Annotated in this window: 6 protein-coding genes and 2 rRNA genes (1 of these 8 cut by a window edge); 6 read left to right on the forward strand and 2 right to left on the reverse strand. The window is 58.4% G+C overall.

Features of this window, described 5'->3' with window-relative positions:
- Window positions 1-230 precede the first annotated feature (230 nt).
- Window positions 231-4322, forward strand: coding sequence for a CheR family methyltransferase (locus DN745_RS06460; RefSeq protein ID WP_162687512.1), 4092 nt, complete (start codon window positions 231-233; stop codon window positions 4320-4322).
- A gap of 68 nt (window positions 4323-4390) precedes the next feature.
- Here the strand turns inward: DN745_RS06460 and DN745_RS06465 are convergent, their stop codons facing one another.
- Complete coding sequence (locus DN745_RS06465; protein ID WP_111333142.1) at window positions 4391-4738, reverse strand: hypothetical protein; 348 nt, start codon at window positions 4736-4738, stop codon at window positions 4391-4393.
- Window positions 4739-4972: 234 nt separating this feature from the next.
- Between DN745_RS06465 and smc the strand changes: the two genes are divergently transcribed.
- Both smc and ftsY read left to right on the forward strand, forming a co-directional pair.
- Complete coding sequence (gene smc / locus DN745_RS06470) at window positions 4973-8755, forward strand: chromosome segregation protein SMC (RefSeq protein ID WP_162687513.1); 3783 nt, start codon at window positions 4973-4975, stop codon at window positions 8753-8755.
- 114 nt (window positions 8756-8869) lie between these two features.
- Entirely contained in the window at window positions 8870-10681 is a 1812-nt protein-coding gene (ftsY, locus tag DN745_RS06475) for a signal recognition particle-docking protein FtsY (protein ID WP_204355100.1), read from the forward strand.
- A gap of 75 nt (window positions 10682-10756) precedes the next feature.
- On the opposite strand, the gene DN745_RS06480 is transcribed toward ftsY, so the two are convergent.
- Window positions 10757-11497, reverse strand: coding sequence for a hypothetical protein (locus DN745_RS06480; RefSeq protein ID WP_133622069.1), 741 nt, complete (start codon window positions 11495-11497; stop codon window positions 10757-10759).
- Window positions 11498-11859: 362 nt separating this feature from the next.
- On the opposite strand from DN745_RS06480, the gene DN745_RS06485 reads away from it, so the two are divergent.
- The 3 genes from DN745_RS06485 to DN745_RS06495 form a co-directional block, all read left to right on the forward strand.
- Window positions 11860-17907, forward strand: a complete 6048-nt coding sequence (locus DN745_RS06485) for a DUF4011 domain-containing protein (protein ID WP_111333148.1) — start codon at window positions 11860-11862, stop codon at window positions 17905-17907.
- Window positions 17908-18763: 856 nt separating this feature from the next.
- Window positions 18764-20300, forward strand: a 16S ribosomal RNA gene (locus DN745_RS06490).
- A gap of 462 nt (window positions 20301-20762) precedes the next feature.
- Window positions 20763-22226: ribosomal RNA gene (locus DN745_RS06495) — 23S ribosomal RNA — on the forward strand; it runs 1597 nt beyond the window's last position.
- Together the 16S and 23S rRNA genes form the textbook arrangement of a ribosomal RNA operon.

Genomic DNA, 22226 nt, shown 5'->3' on the forward strand with positions numbered 1-22226 from the left:
GGTCCTGGCCCGGGCGCAGTCCCCCCCCCCGCTTTCTCCCGCATTTCCCCCCCCGCTTTCCCCAACCTCCGCGCGATTCCCTTCTTGGCATCTGCATCGTGAGGCTGTAGCTTATTCTCCCAATAAAATATGTTTGTCGACTGATTCTGCTTGTCATAATTTTATCACTAAGAATGTGGGCGAGGCTTGCGATGCGCGGCGTTAAGGCGAAGAAGGACCAAAGGTCCGAGGTGAGACAGCGGGGACACGATTCGCTGCGCGTGGTCGGGATCGGGGCGTCGGCGGGGGGGCTGGGCGCGTGCACCGCGTTGCTTGAGCATCTTCCCGCCGACACGGGCATGGCCTTTGTGGTGATCTTCCACCTAGACCCCATGCGGGAAAGTCACCTCGGCGCATTGCTCGAGCGCAGCACCGAAATGCCGGTGTCGACGATTGACGCGGCGACCCCGTTGCAACCCAACCATGTCTATGTGATTGCGCCGGGGACCGTGGTCGACCTCGCCGATGATATTGCCACGCCGAGCCCGCGCGAAGAAATCGCCACGCGTCGAAAGCCTATCGATACCCTTTTTGAGTGTCTGGCCAGCGACAAACGCGAGTATGCCATCGGCGTCGTGCTCAGCGGGACCGGCGATGACGGGACCCGTGGGCTCACCGCAATCAAGCGGGCAGGGGGCATTAGCCTGGTCCAGAGCCCGGAGAGTTCGGACTTTACCGGGATGCCGGGGGCCGCGCTCAAGGCCGAGGTCGTCGACAAGGCGCTTCGTCCCCATGAAATTGGCCCGTACCTGGCGGCTCGGGTCGGCCAGCGCCGCGCGGCCAGTGCCCCGCTAAATGGCGTCATTGAGGCGAAACATGCGCTCTCCTACCAAGAGGATAGCTCCCAGATTTCGGCCGACTCCCATGAGTTTGCCGGCATTTTAAGGTTGCTCTCCAAGCATTTCGGGCTGTCATTTGAGGATTATCGTAGCGGTACGATTATCCGGCGTATATCTCGTCGCATGGGGATCAACGGGGTGGACGATGCGGCGGAGTATCTGCGGTGTCTCAGGACGGATGAGGCGGAGCTGGCGACTCTTCATCAGGACCTGCTGATTGACGTGACGCGCTTTTTCCGTGACCCCGAGATGTGGACCTTCCTGAGAGAAGCGGTCATCCCAAAGATTGTGCAAGGCGTCGCCGACGATGGAGAGCTTCGCTTCTGGGTAAGCGCATGTTCAACCGGTGAGGAGGCCTATAGCCTGGCGATGCTCGTTTTGGACGAACTCGACGCGGCCGATAAGTCCGCGCGCGTCCAGGTCTTTGCGACAGATATTAATGATCGCGCCCTCGACGTCGCTCGGCGCGGGCGCTACTCGCTGGCCATTGCCGATGACGTGCAGGCGGAGCATCTTGCCCAATATTTCGAGCGCCGCGGTGAGCACTTTCGGGTCCGCCCACGATTGCGCGACGCGGTTACATTCGCCAAGCATAACCTATTGGAGAATCCGCCGTTCTCACGCATGGATATGGTGACCTGCCGCAACCTACTCATCTATCTGAAGTCCGAGGCCCAAAAGCGCGCGTTAAGAGCGCTTCATTACGCGCTGAACCCCGGCGCTTATCTGGTGCTGGGGACCTCGGAGTCCATCTCAGGCAGTGAGCTGGCGTTAGACGCGGTTTCCAAACATTTGCGCGTTTTCCAGGCGAGCGGCGAATCGGCTGACGATGCTCGACCCGACCCGGCGAAGCGGGTGCCGTCTGAGCGGGCGCGTCCCAATGCGGCGGCTCCCCCGGAGCTCGCGGTGCTCGACGACTCGCACGGCCAGGAGCGCTCACTCGACCGCTATATTCTAAGCCACTATGCCCCGGCGGTGGTGATTATCACCAAAACGCTGGAAATTCGCCATTTTTACGGACCCACCGACGAGTACCTGCGCGCGCCCACCGGCACCGCGAATTTGGATTTGCTTTCGTGGCTTCGCCCCGGGCTCTACGCGGGCGTTCAGGGGGCGCTCAAAGAGGCGATGCGCGATTCGAAGCGCGTCGAGACCAGCGTAATGCAGCTCGAATCGGGCGAGCGCACGATGGATGTGACCTGTCTATGCGAGCCGCTCGCCGCGACTCCGGGTGGGGAGGGGCTTTATCTGGTGATGTTTCGTACGCCGCCGAGTGTTGATAGCTCTGAGGATCGCGGGGGCAGCGAGAGGGCGCTCGTTAAGCGGCTTGAGACCCAGGTGCGCGAGGCAGATGTCGAGAAGAAGCATCTCCTGGAGCGATTGAACGCGACCTCCGAAAGCTATCAAGCGCATCACGAAGAACTCCTCTCGCTCAACGAAGAGTTGCAATCCTCCAATGAGGAGCTGGAGAGCTCGACCGAGGAGTTGCAGTCGCTCAACGAAGAATTACTCACGGTCAATCAGGCCCTGGAGCAGAAAAACGCCGAGTTAAGCGTGCTCAACGCGGACCTCAAAAATCTATTTGTCAGCACCAATATCCCCACGATTTTTCTCGATAGCAACCACAATATCCGCCGCTTCACGCCAGCCGCAACCCGGGTGATGCACCTGGCATCCGCAGATATAGGGCGCCCAATCTCCGAGGTGAAGGAGCGCTACGACCAGCGGAATCTTGTCGAACTCGCCCAGGCGGTGCTTGTCAGCGGTGAGCTCAACGTGCGCGAGGTGCGCGCCGACGACGGCAACTATTATCAGCAGCGGATCTTGCCCTATCGCAACGAGAGCGGGGCGATCGACGGGGTCTGCATTACTTTTAGCGACATCACCGAGGCCCGCCAAGCGGCGAACCAGGCCGAGAAGAGTCGTGAGTATTCCGACGCGGTGATTCGCACCGTGCGGACCGCCTTATTGGTGCTCGATGAGGATCTATGCGTGACGCGCGCGAACGCGTTTTTCAAAGAGCAGTTTATGGAGACGGCAACCCCGGTCGAAGGCGTGCGCATCTTTGATGTCGGCCAGGGGCGCTGGGATATCCCGGGCTTGCGCGATCTCCTGGTCGAGGTGCTCCCCGAAGAGAGCGAGGTCATCAACTATGAGGTTGTGCATGACTTTGGCGCGGCACGGGGCGAGCGGGTCCTGCGCATCAACGCCCACACGATGGTGGGCGGCGGTGATATCAAGCAGATTTTGCTGTCAATTGAGGACGTGACGGAGCAACGAAATTACGCGGCGATGATGCAACAACGCAGTTGTGAGTTGGAGTTAGAGAGCGCGCGAAAAAATGAGTTCTTGGCAATGCTCGGCCATGAATTGCGCAACCCCCTGGCGGCGCTATCTTATGGGTTGGAATTCCTCGAGAAATCGAAGTCTCCCGAGAAGAAGGAGAGCACCCAGCGAATGATGCGGCGCCAACTCGACCGCATGACCAGCATGCTGGACCAGTTGCTCGAGATGACCCGGATCATTCAGGGGAAGATTGCCTTAGAGAATGAGCCCCTAGATTTGACCGAGGTCGCCCGCCACGCGGTCGAGGTCGTGCTTCCCCGGGCCGAGCAGCGAGAGCAGTATCTAAGCGTCCAGCTTGCGCCCGACGGCGAGCTTGTCCTATGCGGCGACGCCAATCGTTTGGCTCAGGTGATGGAGAATTTGCTCATCAACGCCGTCAAATATACCGACGAGGGCGGCTCGATCGAGGTTGAGCTGAAAAAGGAGGACGACCACGCTGTATTTCTGGTGAAGGACAGCGGCGCGGGGATTGGCGATGACTTTATGCCAATCATCTTCGACCTCTTTGCTCAGGCGAAGCGCACCCTTGATCGCGCCGAAGGCGGCTTCGGATTGGGATTGCCGCTGGCCAAAGAGCTGGTCGAAATGCATAAGGGGGAATTGACAGCGTATTCAGAGGGTCTGGGCATGGGCAGTACATTTACATTTCGCCTTCCTCTTGACCCCTCGATTGAGATCGAACCGACGAAGCCTGGAGCAGATTTGACCGACACCGCCAAACCTGACGAGAGTCAAGAGTCCGAAGCCACGCGTGTGCTCATCATCGATGACGAGCCCGACCTCGGGGAATTATTCGTGCGCCTGCTCGAAAGGAAGGGCTACCGGGCGAAGATGGCCAATGATGGCGCGAGCGGCATTGAGCTTACGCGGACCTTTAAGCCGCGGGTGATTCTGCTCGACCTTGGCCTGCCCGAGATGGACGGCTATGAGGTCGCAAGCAAATTGCGCCAGGAATTTGGCGACCGCGATATCTTCATTATCGCGGTGAGTGGGTATTCGCGAGACTCCGCGAAGTTGGAGGCGTCGGGCTTCGATAACCACCTGCTCAAGCCGCCGGATATGAAGAAGCTCTATGGGTGGATTGAGGCGTTGGATTGACCCACGACGCAAAAATGCCAGCCCTCCAAGGAGCGCTGGCATTTTTGTGTCAATAAGCGCCTGCCGGCTCAGTCGCCGATGCAGATCTTGACCTTGACGTCTTTGTTGCCGCGAAGCTTTTCGCTGGAGCACTCCCAATTATTCGGGCAGTCCCGGTTGGAGTCGCACCTAAAGAGGCAAACCCCGCCGCTCTTATCGATGCATTCGGTGGCGCTGGGGCACTGGCCGGAGTGATTGCACTCGACCGAGCACATGCCACCGGGATAGTCGCCCCCGGTCAGGCAGGTGCCAGGTGCCGGACAGTCGCGGTCGTGCGCGCAGGTGTCGCCGACCCCGTCGAAGGCATCGTCGGCGCAGCCGCTGAATAGGAAGAGGCCAAAACAAAAACAGACCATTAGAAAGAATCGAATCTTCATAGGGCTCACTCATTTTAGGAATTCGCAGCACAATCGCGTTTGTTTCTGGACTATTCGAGCCGCGCGTCTAGGATTCACGCGCTCGGCGAATAGCCGACGATAACACCAATGCTTGCGCGCGCAAATTCCCCAGAAAATCTGGCGCTCTCGCGCTTTCACCCCTATGCTATTGACGCCCGTATCCGCACCTTGCGGCCGCGTGTCTGGAGAGTTTGTCGCCGACCCGAAGAGTTTATGAAGTTACGCCGTATCCAATTAGTGGGGTTTAAATCCTTTAAGGATAAAGTCACCATTGAGCTCAGCGATAATATGAATGGCATCGTTGGGCCCAACGGTTGCGGCAAGAGTAATGTCGTCGACGCGTTGAAATGGGCGATGGGCGATATGTCGGCCAAAAGCCTGCGCGGCGCGGCGCTCTCCGATGTCATCTTTGCCGGCAGCCAGAATCACCGCGGCGCGGGGATGGCCGAGGTCACGCTGACCTTTGAGAACGAAGAGGCGCTGAGCCCGAGCGATGCAGCGGTCGCTGTCGAAGACGAGGCCGACGCGGCGTTGCTCAATGACGGTGGTGCTCAGGCGCACCGGCTGGAAGATGGCGAACGGGATGAGGTTGACGAGCCAGACGCGGCGGCGGATTTCGACGCGAATGAAGACCTCGATGACGCGGCGCTGCAAGAAGGCGCGGCCGACGACAATATCTGGAGCGATGGGATTCCGCGCGAATTCCGTGAGATGGCCGAGATTTCGATCACCCGGCGGCTTCACCGCTCCGGCGAGAGTGAATATCTCCTGAATAAAACGCCGTGCCGGCTGATGGATATCCGCAACCTGCTCGCCGGCACCGGCCTTGGCAAGCAGGGCTATTCGGTGATCGAGCAGGGCGAGATCGCCTTTGTTGTCAGCGCGAAGCCCAGCGAACGCCGCCTGATCATCGAGGAGGCCAGCGGCATCACCCGCTATAAATCCCAGCGCGACCGATCCCAGCGAAAATTAGACCGCGCGCAGGAGAATCTTCAGCGTATCGACGACGTGGTCGCCGAGGTGAAGAAGCAATTGCGCAGCCTGGAGCGTCAGGCCCAGCGCGCGGAGCGCTTTAAGAAGTTAAGCGAGGAGCTGCGCGTCCTTGAGATCAGCGCCATCGTCGGCCGGCGAAATGTGCTCTCCGAGAAGGCCGCCAAATTTCGAAAGGCGCTCGAGTCCGGGCGAGGCACCGCCGAGAAAGCGCGAGAAACGCTCAAGAAGCTCGAGGCCGAGCTGTCGACCCAGAAGATCGAGGCGTTCGTCGCGGAGCGCAATAATACCGAGAGCACCGAGCACTTTTATAAGCTGGACACACGCCTCAACCTCGCAAAGTCCAATCGCAAGCACCTCGCTGATTCCCTGGCTGAGGCCAAAAATCGCCAGGAGCGCGCGCTCAGTGAGCACGCCGATCAGGTCCGGCGCCGTGGTGGATTAAAAGCCGAGTTGGAGCGAGTTCGCGCCGACTTGGAGGGCCTCGACGACGGCCCGGAGGACTCGAAGATTCGACTCGAGCGTATTGAGGCCGAGCTCGTGGCCTTAAAGGAAACTTTTCGTCAGGCAGAACAGCTGCGAAACAGCGCCCGCAGCGAGCTTGAGAATACCCGCGCTGAGATTCGTCGGGTGCGCGACCGCCGTGAATGGCTGGTGAGCCAGAAGGACGAGATTAAAATGCGGCGCGCCAAAATTGGCGACGAGATCGAGGGCGCGGAGCGCGACGTCGAGGACTTTCGGCGCGCGCTCAATCGACTGCGCATGGACTTCGAGCGCAGCGAGGAGCAACGGGCCGAAGGTGAGCAAAACTTCGAGCGGGCGCAGGCGCGGCTGAAGTCTGCCCAGAAGAATTTCGCGTTCGTGCGCGAGGAGTTTGAGGAGTACCGCGCCGAGCGAATCGAGGTCTCGGCCCGCGTCCAAACGCTCAGCGAGATGCGTCGGCGCGGCGACGGATATACCGAGGGCGTGCAGCGTGTGCTGGAGTGGGCGCGCGAGGGCGGTGGCGCTGGCGAGGACGCGACGGAGGCTGAAGCGCGCGGCGCGATTCTTGGGCCGGTCGGCGGACTTATCGAAGTCCCCGAGGGGAACGAAGCGGCGGTCAGCGCGTATTTTGGCGAAGTCTTTAACGATATCGTGGCCACCGATCGCCAGGCCGCGATGGACGCGGTGGGGATGCTCTCCCGCGAGAAGATCGGCCGCGCCGGGTTTTATATCCTGGAAAACGCCGCAGATGATCCGGTGACAGAGTTTCAAGCGATGCTTGAGGGTCTGCAGATCGTGGATGATTTGGCGAGCGTGGATCGTGGCGGTGAGCAGAGCGAAACGCGGGCCTGGGCGACTCGAGAGGGGGATATCGAGTTCGCCAGCGGGCGTATCGTCGGCGGCCATGTCGGCGACCAGGCCGAGTCACTGTTGCGCCAGGCCCGGGAACTTAAAGAGTTGCAGGAGAGGTTAGAGCAGGTCCGGGCGTGGGAGATTGACGCCCAGGAAGAGTTGGACGCCTTTCAAGATAAAGTAAAATTCGGTGAAGAGAGCGTGAGCGCCGCGCGCAAATTGCTCGAAGAATATGGGCTTGAAAAACGGCGTATCGAGCAGGAGGTCGTCGGCGAGGAGCGCGAACTTGAGCGGGCAGAAAAACGCGTGCTCCGCATCCGTGCCGAAGTCAAACCCCTCGAGGAACGCTTGAAGAAAATCGAGGCGGATGCGGCCGCCCTCGGTGATAGCAGCGCCGAGTTTGTGGAGATGATTCCGCACCTCGAGAGCAAATTGGAGGAGCAGGATCGGCAGTGCCAAAAACTCCGCATTCAGCTCGATGAGGCCCAGGCGCGCGCCACCGAATATAAGGTCGAGTTGGCCCAGGCCTCTGAGCGGCGTCGAAGTTTAACCGAGAGCGTCGAGCGCCTGGAGCGCTCGCTCGAGTCAAATCAGCGCCAGATCATTAAGCTCGACGAAGAGGCCAAAGAGCAGGCCACGCGCCTTCGCGAATTCGAGGATAACTCGACGTCGACGGCGGCCGAGGTCGTCGAGTTGGAGAAAGCCTATGCGGAGGCGAAGGAGAACGCCGAGGCCGTCAGCGCGCACCTTGAGCTCGTGCAGAACGAAGTGCGTCGCCTGGAGCTTGCTATCCTGGAGTGCCGAAACGAAGTCGAGAAAGAGGGCGGAAGCCTGCAGCAGATCGAGATGTCCTTGCGGGAGGTTGGCATCGAGATCGAGCATATGGACCGCAACCTGATGGAGCGCTTCGAGATGGGGCTCTTCGAGGCCTCGCAGATCGCCGACGCGTACATTGACGCCAATCCGTCGAAGGCCGAGATGAGCATCGCTGCCCGGGACGAGCGCATTAAGCAATTGCGCCGCGATATCGATAAGATGGGCGCCGTCAACGCGATGGCCGTGCATGAATTCGAGGAGGCTCGCGAGCGCGAGGAGTTCCTCGCCGACCAGCAGCTCGATCTTCAGGCGTCGATCGACGACCTTAATAAGGCGATTCGTCGCATGGACCGCGAGAGTCGCAAGCGCTTCCGTGAGACCTTCGAGGCGGTGAACGAGCGTTTCCAGGAGTTCTTCCCGCGCCTTTTCCGCGGCGGCCACGCCCGCCTAATGCTCACCGACCCGGAGAATGTGCTCGAGTCGGGGGTGGATATCGAGGTCAGCCCCCCGGGCAAGCGCCTGCAAAATGTCACGCTGCTGTCGGGCGGCGAGAAGGCGCTGACCGCGGTGAGTTTGATCTTCGCAATCTTCTCGCTCAAGCCGACACCGTTCTCGGTGCTCGACGAGGTCGACGCGCCTCTTGATGAGGCCAATGTCGGGCGCTATGCCGAGATGGTGCGCGAGCTCAGCGCCCAGAGTCAGATGATCGTGATCACTCATAATCGTCGGTCGATGGAAGTCTGTGACGCTCTCTACGGCGTCACCATGGAAGAACCCGGCGTTTCAAAGGTTGTTTCGGTGCGCCTCGACGATATTGCCCGCGGGGATAAGATCGACGAACAGCACGCTTCCTGATATGACCTCATGTTTTAAGAGTGTCGTATTATTTAAAAAGATTGATTTTGTCTTAGCATCGATTTTCATATAATTAGATTTTTCGGTTCATTAGCCCAAAATTCGAGAAGCCGCATGACGTCACATAATCAAAATAGTGGTGAGAAGAGCCCGGTTGGCGACGCGCAGATTCCTGCTGCGAGTTCCGTGAATGTGCCTGCACTTTTAGTGCTTGCGCAGGCTCCGGCAGCGTCGGGGGATTCGATGACGATCATCATCGCCATCGCGGTGGTGGTGTTGCTCATCGCCATCTATGCAATCGTGAAGGTGGTTAAGCGCCCGAAGAAACCCGAGATTACCCCGCCGCGCGAGTCCACCGACGACGACCATATTCCAACCAAAAACGTCCTCGACAGTCGCATCGAGGTCGATGGGCCGGTTGAAATCACCGACGATATGTCGCTGGCCGAGATCAAGCGCATCAAGTCGGCGCGGGTCACCACCAAGAGCAAGGCCGTGCGCCGCGAGACCTCCAAGGATGCGACCGAGCGCGCGCATCGCGAGCACGAAGAGGCCGAAAAGGCCGCCCGCGAAGCGGCGGAACAGGCCGCCGAGAAAGTTAAAGCTGCGGCCGCCGAAGAGGCTGATCAGGTCGCGGACGTGACACCCAAGGCAGACGTTGACGCCGACCAGGCGGCGGCTGATAGCGAGCCGGTGGAGAAATCCGACGACGCCTCTGAGCCGCAGGCCGAGCGAAAAATCGAGCTGAAGAAGCCTGATTTCTCGAAGCTTGCGCCCAAAACCCCCGCAGCTAAGGGCGAGGAGGGCGAAGACAGCGCAAAGCCGAAGTTGGCGATTAAGATTCCCAAGCCCAAGATCAACGTCGCCGACAAAGCCGAGGAAAAGGAGGTCGCCGAAGAGACGACCGCCAAGCCCGAAGCCGAGGTTGCGCCTAAACCCGAGCCCGAAGCACAACCGAAGCCGAAGGTCGAAGCCAAGCCTGAACCGGTGGTCGAGTCAAAGCCCGCCGCAGAACCGGCAGAAGCGCCGAAGACCCTTGCCCAGGGATTGGCCAAGACCCGCGGCGGCTTTATCGGTCGACTCAGCGGACTCTTCTCCGGCGAGCAGCTGCCCGCCGATATGGTCGATGAGGTCGAAGAAATCTTGTTCACGGCAGATATCGGACCGCGCGTCGCCCAGGCGATTATGAACGCGGTTGAGAAAGGGCTGAGCGGTGACGAGAAGCAGGACCCGGCCCGCATCTGGGGCTTCATCCGGGAGTATTGCTCCGACCTGCTTAAATCACACGAAGCACCGCTATTGCTCGATGATCACAAGCCCTTCGTGATGTTGGTCGTCGGGGTGAACGGCGCCGGTAAAACGACCACCATTGGTAAATTGGCCTCCAAGCTGACCGCGCAGGGCAAAAAAGTGTTGCTCGTCGCCGGTGACACCTACCGCGCAGGCGCCGTCGACCAACTGGCGGTTTGGGCCGACCGTACTCATATCCCGATTCACCAGGGCGACGACGACGCAGATCCTTCGTCGGTGCTCTTCTCGGGCATTGAGCGTGGCGTCGAGGAAGACTTTGACGTGGTCATTTGCGACACCTCCGGGCGTCTCCAGACCAATGTCAACCTGATGGACGAGCTGGCTAAAATGGCGCGTGTCGCCGGCAAGGCGCTCGACGGCGCGCCCCATGAGACGATGCTCGTGCTCGACGCCAACACCGGTCAGAACGCCATCCTTCAGGCGCAGAAATTCAACGAAGCCGTTGAGATTACCGGCATCTCGTTGACCAAGCTTGACGGCACCGCGCGCGGCGGCGTTATCCTGGGCATCTGCGACCAGCTCGAGGCGCCCATGCGCTATATCGGCATCGGCGAGAGCGTCGAAGACCTGCGCGCCTTCGAGGCAGATGACTTTGTCGACGCCTTGTTTATGTGAGTTTAAGCGGGCGTAAATTTATCGTGTAGCGTTGAGCGAGGAGCCGAAATCGAGATGATTTCGGCTCCTTTTTTCTTAGATTTCGTCGAAGTGAAGCAGCACCTCGAGCCCCGAGGTGTAGGTGGCCGCGCCGCCGCGCGTGAGCGAGCGAATCGACGCGATAAAGCGTGGGCCATAGTTGCAAAACTCGAGGTCGTGAGGGTTTGAGCGATTCCTCGGGCGTTTGTGCTCGTGCGCGGCCATCGCATCGCAGATCTTTGGAACGATCATGGAAAAATTCGACGCGCCGCACAGCCAGACTCCGTCCAGGTCCATGTCCTTCGGCACTTGCTCGGCTTCGGCCCTCATCAGCATAATGAAGATGCCCATCGAGACTTCTTGGTCCCGCAAATGATGGGAGTCGGAGAGAATATCGCTGAGCAGGTTGCGCTGCTCCCGGGCGTTGTGAATCGTCGCCTCTAAGCTTTCATGAAGCTCCTCTCCGCCTGAAGCCCAGATTGCATCGCAGACCATCGCGCCATAATGCGGGTGCATCACCAGCGGAATCTCAAAGCCTGCCGAGGTTTGGCCGGCGGGATGATTCAGATGCTTCATTTCGTGGTGTTCAGGCTCATTCGCGATGAGCCCGCTGACCGTCCCGAACTCGATCGGGGTATTGATCAACGCCTTGGCGAACATCTGAATGGGCGAGCTAAAATAGTGGGGTTCGAAGACCTCGATAAACGGCTGAATCACGGGCTCTCCCGCGACGAAGCGGTAGCCTTCCTTGCCTAGATCCGGCAGGTTTTTCATCTGAGCGGTACTCGTGGTGTTCATCTCTTGAGTTTCCATCATCCTCTCCGCGTGTGTTTGGAAAACATCATTGAATTGGAGACAAATTTGAACCTCGTGATTTGTCGGGTCGGGTGTCAAATAACGGCGCTGGAAGTTATCTGCACCGGAGATTTATTTGCGATATTCGAAGGGAGATTTATTTGGGATGGCCGCTAAATGTCTTTTGATTCCAGTTGCTTAATCTTCTTAATTTTTTTCGAGATACCCTAATGCGCTGTTTTGTGGGCGAATCGATCGTCATGCCGCCTTTGAGGTCGAACTATGCTATATTCTGCGTTGACGCGTCGGTTGAGATGCGATTTAGTGATGAGAGTAATCCACGTCCTCGTTGAGACCAGGAGCGTATGCAAACTCGCCAATTTCGCTGGAAGGGCGTTGAGCTCAGCATCGAGTACGGCGGCGTAGTCAATTACGCGCTGCAGCAGAATCGAATGCCGGTCATCTCCGCGCTTCGCTTGGAGAACAAAGGGGAGGAGCGCGTCGAAGACCTTCGCGTGGCGATCTCGAGCACCCGCGCCGACGTGCAGGGCTGGGAGACGCACCTCGCGACGCTTGAGCCCGGGTATATATGGAATGAGCCCGGCGTCGATCTCGCGTTTCCGGCCGAAGCCCTCGCCTCCCTAAGCGAGCGAATCGAAACCGAATTATGCATCAAAATATCGCATAACACCGACGGCGACACCGTTGAGCAACAGCAGTTTTTGCTGCCTATCGCCTGGCTCGCCTATAACGAGTGGCCCGGCGTCGGCGCGCTGCCACAGTTGCTGTCGGCGTTTGTGCTCCCAAATCACCCAGACCTGGTCGATATGGTCGCGCGGATGCGCGATATCCTAGAGCGTTGGAGCGGGGACGCGACGTTATCGGGCTATCAGGACGGGGACCCCGCGCGCGTGCGCAAGGTCGCAGCCAGCGCCTACGGGGCGCTTCAGGAGCTCGGGTTTAGCTATATAAATCCGCCGGCGAGTTTTGAGACCGCGGGGCAAAAGATCCGCACGCCGGAGCAATTATTTAACGGCCGAATGGGCACCTGCTTGGACGTCACCCTCTTGGTCGCCGCGGCTCTCGAGTCGGTGGGGTTGCACCCCGTGTTGGTGCTGGTCCACGGGCATATATTCGTGGGCGTCTGGCTTCAGGATGAGGCGTTCGCCGACCCGATTATTGATGACCCCGCCCAGCTTCGAAAACGGGCGAAGCTGGGGCAAATCCTGTTCTTTGACCCAACCGTCGCTGTGTCCGGAAAGGGGGCCGACTTCGCGCGGGCTCAGGACGACGCGATGGCCCAACTGAGCGATTTCGCGCGATTCGTCCTCGCGATCGACGTGCGCGCGTCGCGCCAGCGCGGCGTTCGCCCGATCGCCGCGCGGGTCTTCGGCGAAGATGGAAAGGTGCGCATCCTCGAGCACTCCGAGCGTGAAGACCGCGCGCGGGCGGTGGCTCCCAAAGAGGAGAATCGCCACGCCGATCTCGACGCGCGCGAGCGCGAGCACCTCGCCCGCATCAAAGCGATGGAAGGGGCGCAACTCGGCAACGACGAATTGCAGCGCCTCGATCGTTGGTGCGCCAAATTGCTCGACCTCTCGCTGCGCAACCCGCTGCTCAACTTTAGGCATACGAAGTCGACCGCGATGCTGCTGCACCACGACCTGGCGGCCTTCGAAGACATCTTCGCGACGGGCAAAAAATTTCGGCTGGACGCCAAGCCTGAGACCATGGGCGCGCTTGATGTCAGCGTGCTCACCGGCGGGGAGCTCTATCGAAATGATGCGGAATTGCCCGCGCTTCTGGACAACGCGCTCGAATCCTCGCGCATTCACACCGCGTACCCCAGCGGCGAGCACGCCGCGCGCCTGAAGACGATCTATCGCGACGCGCGCCGCGAGATGCAGGAGACCGGCGTCAACCTCTTGCACCTGGCGCTCGGGTTTCTGCGCTGGTTTGACCCTAATAAGCCGGATACCCCCCGGGTCGCGCCGCTAATCCTATTGCCCGTGAAGTTGGAGCGACTCTCCGCCACGGATCGCTACACCCTCGAGATAAGCGACGACGAGGCGCTGATTAACCACTCTCTTTTGGAGAAGCTGCGCCAGGAATTCTCGCTCGAAATTCCCGGGCTCTCCGTGCTTCCCCAGGACGCATCGGGCCTCGATATCGCCCTGATTTTTAAGCAGTTTCGCCAGGCGGTCCTGCCCCTTCGTGGCTGGGATATCATGGAGACGGCCTTCCTCGGGGTGTTCTCCTTCGGCAAATTTATGATGTGGCATGATTTGCGCGAGAATCATGCGCGATTGCGCCAAAATACGGTGGTCCGCCGCATCCTTAATCCCGCCACTGTGCTCGCAGACGAGGTCGAGGCGCCCCAACCCGAAGCGGTTGGGACGCGCGACGATTTTTGCGTGATGGACGCCGATTCATCGCAACTCGCCGCGGTTCGAGCGGCGGCGTCTGGGGAGTCCTACGTGCTCCAGGGGCCGCCGGGCACCGGCAAGTCGCAGACGATTACCAATATTATCGCGCAATGTTTGGCCGACGGGCGAAACGTGCTCTTCGTCGCCGAGAAGCGTGCGGCCCTAGACGTTGTCTACAAACGCCTGAGCGATGTCGGGCTCGACGATTTTTGTCTTCGCCTTCACTCGGAGAACGCGAATAAGCGCGCGGTCGCAGCCCAGCTAGGTCGCGCCTTGCAGCAAGCCGGCGCGCATCCCTCTACCGATTGGGCCGCGCGGGTCGATGAGCTCGCTAGAACGCGACGAGTTATCGATGAATATGTCACCCGCCTGCACCATGAGCGCGCGCTCGGGCTGAGCGTGTTTGAGGCCGTCGCGCGTCTTACCCAGTTGAGTAAATTTGAGCGCAGTGAGGTTCATCTCGAGGCTGCTGTCCAGGACTTCGACGCCGCGCAATTCGCCCGGATAAGAGAGGAGGTCCAGAACGTCGGTGATTTTGCCGCCGATATTTCGCCGGTTGCCTCGCATCCGCTGCGCGCGATTGGCACGCCCGTCTTGGACCCGGATGCGCGGCGCGGACTCGAGAAAGATGTCGCCAAGCTCTTCGATGCGCTCGCCGCGCTAAAGCGGGAGCTTGGTCAGTTGCCCGAGCAGGTTCCGCCGCCCGAGGGCACCACGATTGAGCGGCTTCGCGAGCATGCCAGACTCCTTGAGTCCCTGGCGAATCGCCCGACCGGAGGGCGTCTTCTGGCCGCCACCTCGGATTGGGACACGCTTCAGCCGCGCCTGCACGCATCGCTTGAAACGGGACTCCAGGTTAAAGAATCGCGCGAGGCCTTGCAGGCGCGCTATTCCAGCGACTTCTTCGAGCTGGAGTTGCAGGAGGCGCGGCGCAAAATTGGCCAATGGAAAGACGCGTTTTTTCTGGTTGCGTTTGTCATGCTGTGGAGTCTGCGCCGCCAGGTGCGGCGCGCCACCGTTGATGGAACGCTTCCCGAGAACCCGCAGCTTGAGGAAGATCTCGAGGCGGCGCTCGAGGTCAAGCAACTCGACGCTGAACTCGCGAAGATGGTCTTTCCGAATGAGCTTCAAGGCACCCTCTGGCAGGGTGAGCAGACCAATTGGTCGACCCTTCATTTCGCCTATCAATGGGCGGATGATTATCGCGAACATCTACGCGCGGTGGAGCAGCGCGATGCGTGGGAGAAGATCGCCCAGATGGATTATCTGCCCTGGGAGAGCACCTCCGACCAGGTCGCGAAGTATCTCGGCGCGGTCCATGAGTTTGAGCGAGCCTGGCAGGGGGTCGCTGGCGCCATCGAGATAGACGCGAGTTGCATCGAGGCAGCCGCGGCGTCCTGGGTCGACGGGCTCGAAGCCGTGTTGCGTGAATGGAAGGGGGCTTTGGGCGACCTGCGAAGCTGGTCTCTCTATCTCAATGCCCGGGCTCGGGTCGTCGACGCGGGTCTACGCGATTTGATCGACGGTCTTGAATGCGGGAGCTATCCGCTCGACGCACTCGATCCGGTCGCCGAAAAGTCCCTGCTTACCTGGTGGGTGGAGCGGATCTTTGCCTCAGAGGAGCAACTCGCGCAGTTTAGCGGCGTCACCCACGCGCGCCTGCTCGATAAATTTCGTGCGCTTGACCGCGAGACGATGGGGCTCGCGCGCCAGGAGATACGCGCGCGGCTCAGCGCGAAGCTGCCGCAACCACAATCGGCGTCGAAGCAGTCCGAAGTCGGGATCGTGCTGCGCGAGATTCAGAAGAAGTCGCGCCACCTCCCGATTCGCGAACTCTTCGGGCGCATCCCTACGCTGCTGCCGCGCCTGGCGCCGTGTATGTTGATGAGCCCGATGAGCGTCGCTCAGTACTTGATCGATGACCCGGTCCAGTTTGACCTTGTGATCTTCGACGAAGCCTCGCAAATCGCGCCGTGGGATGCGCTCGGGGCGATCTCGCGGGCGGCGCAATGCATCGTGGTTGGCGATTCAAAGCAACTCCCGCCGACGAGCTTCTTCAATAAGACCTATGAGGAAGACGAACTGCAGGAAGTTGAGGACCTGGAGAGTATTCTAGATGAGTGCGTCGCCGGTGGGCTCCATTCGCGACGGATCCTCTGGCATTATCGCAGCCGCGATGAGGCGCTGATCGCGTTCTCGAATTATCATTATTACGACAACGAACTGCTCAGCTTCCCCAGCGCCATGGGCGAATCGAATCAGCTCGGTGTGTCGTATCGGCATGTGCCGAACGGCTATTATGACAAGGGAAAGACGCGGACCAACCAGGCCGAGGCCGAGGCCATCGTGGCGGAGATTGTTGAGCGACTCAGCGATGCTACCCGGGCGTCGGCTTCCATCGGTGTAGTCACATTTAGCCAGGCACAGCAGACCTTGATCGAGGATCTCCTCGATGAGGCGCGTGGGGCGCATCCCGCGATTGAACCCTATTTCTCGGATGCGGTCGCCGAACCGGTCTTCATCAAGAACCTGGAGAACGTGCAGGGCGACGAGCGTGACATCATGTTGTTCTCGATCTGTTACGCGCCCGATCGGGAAGGGCGCTTGTCGATGAATTTCGGACCGTTGAATCGGCAGGGCGGGGAGCGGCGCTTAAACGTCGCGATCACGCGTGCCCGCCAGCAACTTATTGTCTTTGCGACGCTTCGACCGGAGCAGATCGACCTCTCCCGCACCTCGGCCATGGCGGTCGGGCATCTTAAGACGTTTCTTCGCTACGCCGAAATGGGGCCGCGCGCGATCTCGGAGGCGCGTGTGAGATCGGGCCAGACCACGACGCAGCGTGCGATACAACAAAAGATCAAGGCGCATCTGGAGGCCGCGGGCTACGATGTCCGCACCGATATAGGCCACTCTGGGTATCAAGTTGACCTCGCCGTACTCCATCCCGCGCAGCCGGACTTCCTCATGCTCGGCATTGAGTCGGATGGCGCGAATTATCGGCGCGCGCGTAGCGCTCGCGACCGGGACCAGACGCGGCGTGCCGTGTTGAATAACCTGGGTTGGAATCTGCATCGCGTGTGGACGCCTGACTGGTGGCATCGAAGCGAGCGTGAATTAGCGGCCATCGCAGACCGCCTGGCCGAGTTGCGCGAGCAACCCCCTGCACGATTGAAGACGATGACGAACTATCGTGAGCCCACCCAGGCGCGGTCGGATGTTGACGCTTTGGCCGGCGAGGCGATTGAAACGCCGCCGGCCGATGGTGCAGCGAAGGCGATGCTTGCCATGGGCAGCGATACTAGTGGCGACAAGAGCGCCGGAGAGTCAGAGAGCGAAACACAGCGGGCCTGGGCCGATGCGCTTTTGAGCGCGGACGCGGTTGATTATATGAGCCTGGCGAACGCAACACAGCTGACGCGCGCCGAATTGCCCGCAGATGGACGAAAGAAGAGTGACTTCAACAAGGATGCGAATCTGCTACCGATCGCAAAGTCGGCGATGCGCATTATAATGACCGAGTCTCCGGTGAACTTCTCGGCGGTGAAGCGCCAGGTTGCCCGTCATTGGGGCTATTCGCGTCTGTCTGAGCGCATCGAAGAGCGCATCGAGCTCTCCTTGGCCAACCTAAAGGAGGGCCAGCGGCCACTAATACGCGCCGGATTTGCCTGGAGTCCCACGATGTCACCCGAATCCTACCGTGCGTTTAGGCCCACGACGGATTCGAACGCGCCGCGGGCATGTGAAGAAATCCCCCCGGAGGAGGCAGCGAACGCCGCGGAGGCAATCGTGGCCTCGAATCTGAGTCTTCCGGTGGATGAGCTGCAGCGCCAGGTCATCCAGGTATTCGGGTTCTCTCAGGTAGGTAGCAATCTGCGCGAGTTGGCGGATTCAGCCTTGGAGATCCTCATCTCGCAGAATCGGGCGACGCTCGAAGATGGGCAAGTTCGGGCAATGCAGTCCCTGACGACGCCTGCAGAGGGGTAGGGTGGCGATTATAGGGTCGCTTCAAAAGTTTCTCGTAAATATTTACAAATACTCCTTGACCAAAGCGCCAACTGCCCTTAGGTTCCGCCTCCCGTCGACGAGGAATATCGACTCGATGGGGCAGCAACCAGAAGCACTTCAGACGTTTTTGAAACGCTTCGAAAAAGAATCAAAAAGGTTGTTGACAGGCTGGTAGCTCGCATGTAGAACCCGCCTCCCGCTGACGCAAGTCAACGGGAAATCAAGTCGCCCAGAAGGGCCCGGGCGAAAGTTCGGCGCTTCGAAAAAGAATCAAAAAGGCGCTTGACAGGCCGAGGTTAAGCAACTAGCTTCCGCCGCTCGCTGATGAGAAAGCTTCTCGGTAACGAGAAAGCGAAACTCGGAAAGCGCTCTTTGAAAACGGAATAGAAGTTCAGACAAGACGGCACGTCTTGAAAAGAAGAAGTGCTCTTTGTTTGGCGAATGTGTTGTGCAGACGAATTGTTCTGTCGTGCGACGCGCGCTCCTCGGTCCGAAGTGGTTTACCACTCGCCAGGGAGCTCGGACGTAGATGCCCGAAGCGCGTACGACTCGAGTGCAAGGTGTTTGAAAGTGGGGCTTTTGACAGGTCCCCGAATTTCACATCGCTTTATCCTTTCGGGGATGAAAAGTGCTCGGTTATCAATCGATAAAAAACCTGTACGTGGTTCATCAAACAAAGTTCACATATGAATGTCATCATTTCTTCTTTCGTTTCACTGGTTCTTAGGAACTGCTGAATCGAAAAGACGTGTTAACGCATAAGTGATCGCTTTAACGTTACCCTGCGACCCGTCGTGGGGTGATTGATTAATATAAAATGATGAGCTCATCTCCAAAACTGGAGAGTTTGATCCTGGCTCAGAACGAACGCTGGCGGCGTGCTTAACACATGCAAGTCGCACGAGAAACGGGGCTTCGGCCCCCGAGTAAAGTGGCGAATGGGTGAGTAACACGTGAGTAACATGCCTTGGAGCGGGGGATAACCATCCGAAAGGGTGGCTAATACCGCATAAGACCCCACCGACTTCGGTCGGAGTGGTCAAAGCCTTCGGGCACTCCAAGATTGGCTCGCGGACCATTAGCTAGTTGGTGAGGTAACGGCTCACCAAGGCAGTGATGGATAGCTGGTCTGAGAGGACGATCAGCCACACTGGGACTGAGACACGGCCCAGACTCCTGCGGGAGGCAGCAGTGGGGAATCTTGCGCAATGGGCGAAAGCCTGACGCAGCAACGCCGCGTGTGTGAAGAAGGCTTTCGGGTCGTAAAGCACTGTCAGAAGGGAAGAACGCCCACATTGTTGGGTTTGACGGTACCTTCAAAGGAAGCACCGGCTAACTCCGTGCCAGCAGCCGCGGTAATACGGAGGGTGCAAGCGTTGTTCGGAATCATTGGGCGTAAAGCGCGCGCAGGCGGCCATTTAAGTCTGATGTGAAAGCCCGAGGCTCAACCTCGGAGGTGCATTGGAAACTGGATGGCTTGAGTCCAAGAGAGGTTAGTGGAATTCGTGGTGTAGGGGTGAAATCCGTAGATATCACGAGGAACACCAGTGGCGAAGGCGACTGACTGGATTGGTACTGACGCTGAGGCGCGAAAGCGTGGGGAGCAAACAGGATTAGATACCCTGGTAGTCCACGCCGTAAACGATGTTCACTAGTTGCTGGGTCAATTGAGATTCAGTGGCGAAGCTAACGCATTAAGTGAACCGCCTGGGGAGTACGGCCGCAAGGTTAAAACTCAAAGGAATTGACGGGGGCCCGCACAAGCGGTGGAGCATGTGGTTTAATTCGAAGCAACGCGAAGAACCTTACCTGGATTTGACATCCCGCGAATCCCTCTTAATAGAGGGAGTGCTCTTCGGAGAGCGCGGTGACAGGTGCTGCATGGCTGTCGTCAGCTCGTGTCGTGAGATGTTCGGTTAAGTCCGGCAACGAGCGCAACCCCTATCTTTAGTTGCCATCAGGTTATGCTGGGCACTCTAGAGAGACTGCCGGAGTGAATTCGGAGGAAGGTGGGGATGACGTCAAGTCCTCATGGCCCTTATATCCAGGGCTACACACGTGCTACAATGGTCGGTACAAAGGGCTGCTAACTCGCGAGAGTGTGCCAATCCCAAAAAACCGGCCTCAGTTCGGATTGCAGTCTGCAACTCGACTGCATGAAGCTGGAATCGCTAGTAATCGTGGATCAGCATGCCACGGTGAATACGTTCCCGGGCCTTGTACACACCGCCCGTCACACCATGGAAGTCGTTTGCTCCAGAAGTCGGTGACCCAACCTTTCGAGGAGGGAGCCGCCGAAGGAGTGGATGGTGACTGGGGTGAAGTCGTAACAAGGTAGCCGTAGGGGAACCTGCGGCTGGATCACCTCCTTTAAGGAGCTATATTTAGCTTCAATACGATTCGTATCTACATATGTCTCGCAACGATTGGTCCTACAAAGCGCATTTTTAGCTTTGATGGACGTGCCGTCTTGTCTGAACTTCTACGCCGTAAAGAAAAAGCGTAGCGATTTAGGTTCTTTGAAAATTGCATAGGACAGTGTCTTTTGAGAAGTTTTGACTTCTGGTGTTACATTTCGCCAGGAATCGTTAAGAAACTTCGAATCAGGCATCTTCCATATTTTTTATTCGATTCGACACAACGGCCTCGGCCCGCGTTGAGAAGAGATGAAAGAAATATGAAATAAATCGATTAAAACTGGTCCGATGGACCCTGGAATCGAGCAAGTTTTCTAAGAAAGCTTGATCGTGACTAGGTCCAACGAGACATAGAAACATCAAGCGAACTTAGTATTCAAACGAGCCTTCGGGCGAGTTTGGATAGAAATATACTTAGATTAAGTAACAAAGGGCGTACGGTGAATGCCTAGGTGTTTGCTAGCGATGAAGGACGTGAAAGGCTGCGATAAGCAGCGGGGAGCCGCCAAATAGGCCTCGATCCGCTGATTTCCGAATGGGGCAACCCAATCTGGCGTTAAACCCAGATTATCCTTTAGATGAATACATAGTCTTTAGGAAGCGAACCCGGAGAACTGAAACATCTCAGTACCCGGAGGAAGAGACATCAATTGAGATTCCCTTAGTAGCGGCGAGCGAACGGGGAAGAGCCTAAACTACGTGAGTGTGATAGCCCGCAGGCGTTGCTCACGTAGGGTTGTGGGACGTATATCCCTGGTATTGCGGTGCCAGGCTGGAGTTACAAAGTAAATGCATAGTCAAACGGTACTGGAAAGACCGGCCATAGAGGGTAAAAGCCCCGTCGACGACATGTGTTTGCCTCCAGTTATACGCTCCCGAGTACAATGGGGCACGAGAAATCCTGTTGGAAGCTGGGTGGACCATCATCCAAGGCTAAATACACGCAAACAACCGATAGTGCACAAGTACCGTGAGGGAAAGGTGAAAAGAACCCCTATAAGGGGAGTGAAATAGACCCTGAAACCGTACGCCTACAAGCAGTGGGAGCACGATGTTCATCCTTCGGGATGGACCGTGTGACTGCGTGCCTTTTGCATAATGAGTCAGCGAGTTGCTGTTACGTAGCAAGGTTAAACCGTTCTAGGTGAAGCCGTAGGGAAACCGAGTCTTAACCGGCGAATAAGTTGCGTGACGCAGACCCGAAACCAAGTGAGCTACCCTTGACCAGGTTGAAGTTCCGGTAAAACGGAATGGAGGACCGAACCCACTGACGTTGAAAAGCCAGGGGATGAGTTGAGGGTAGGGGTGAAAGGCCAATCAAACTTGGAGATAGCTGGTTCTCTCCGAAACCTATTTAGGTAGGGCCTCGGAACATTCACCAACGGAGGTAGAGCACTGAATGGGTAAGGGGGCTAACCGCCTACCGACCCCAATCAAACTCCGAATGCCGTTGAGTGTTATTCCGGGAGTCAGTCTACGGGTGATAACGTCCGTAGGCGAGAGGGCAACAACCCAGATCGCCAGCTAAGGCCCCTAAGTGACGACTAAGTGGAAAAGGATGTGGAAGCACACAGACAACCAGGAGGTTGGCTTAGAAGCAGCCATCCTTGAAAGAAAGCGTAATAGCTCACTGGTCAAGTGAATCCGCGCCGAAAATACACCGGGGCTTAAGTCGTCCGCCGAAGCTGCGAATTGCACATCCTCCTTCGGGAGCGTGCAGTGGTAGGAGAGCATTCCAGCCGCCGTCGAAGGGATACCGATAAGGAGTCCTGGAGGTTCTGGAAGAGAGTATGCTGACGTGAGTAACAACGAAACCGGGTGAGAAACCCGGTCGCCGAAAGCCGAAGGATTCCTGGGCCATGCTAATCAGCCCAGGGTGAG

It is taken from the genome of Bradymonas sediminis, from assembly GCF_003258315.1.
Classification (GTDB): Bacteria; Myxococcota_A; Bradymonadia; order Bradymonadales; family Bradymonadaceae; genus Bradymonas; species Bradymonas sediminis.

Bases quoted from the DNA above. Each gene is read 5' to 3' on its own strand.
- DN745_RS06465 (WP_111333142.1), bottom strand. From the start codon at position 4,738: ATGAAGATTCGATTCTTTCTAATGGTCTGTTTTTGTTTTGGCCTCTTC.
- smc (WP_162687513.1), top strand. From the start codon at position 4,973: ATGAAGTTACGCCGTATCCAATTAGTGGGGTTTAAATCCTTTAAGGAT.
- DN745_RS06485 (WP_111333148.1), top strand. From the start codon at position 11,860: ATGCAAACTCGCCAATTTCGCTGGAAGGGCGTTGAGCTCAGCATCGAG.
- ftsY (WP_204355100.1), top strand. From the start codon at position 8,870: ATGACGTCACATAATCAAAATAGTGGTGAGAAGAGCCCGGTTGGCGAC.
- DN745_RS06480 (WP_133622069.1), bottom strand. From the start codon at position 11,497: ATGAACACCACGAGTACCGCTCAGATGAAAAACCTGCCGGATCTAGGC.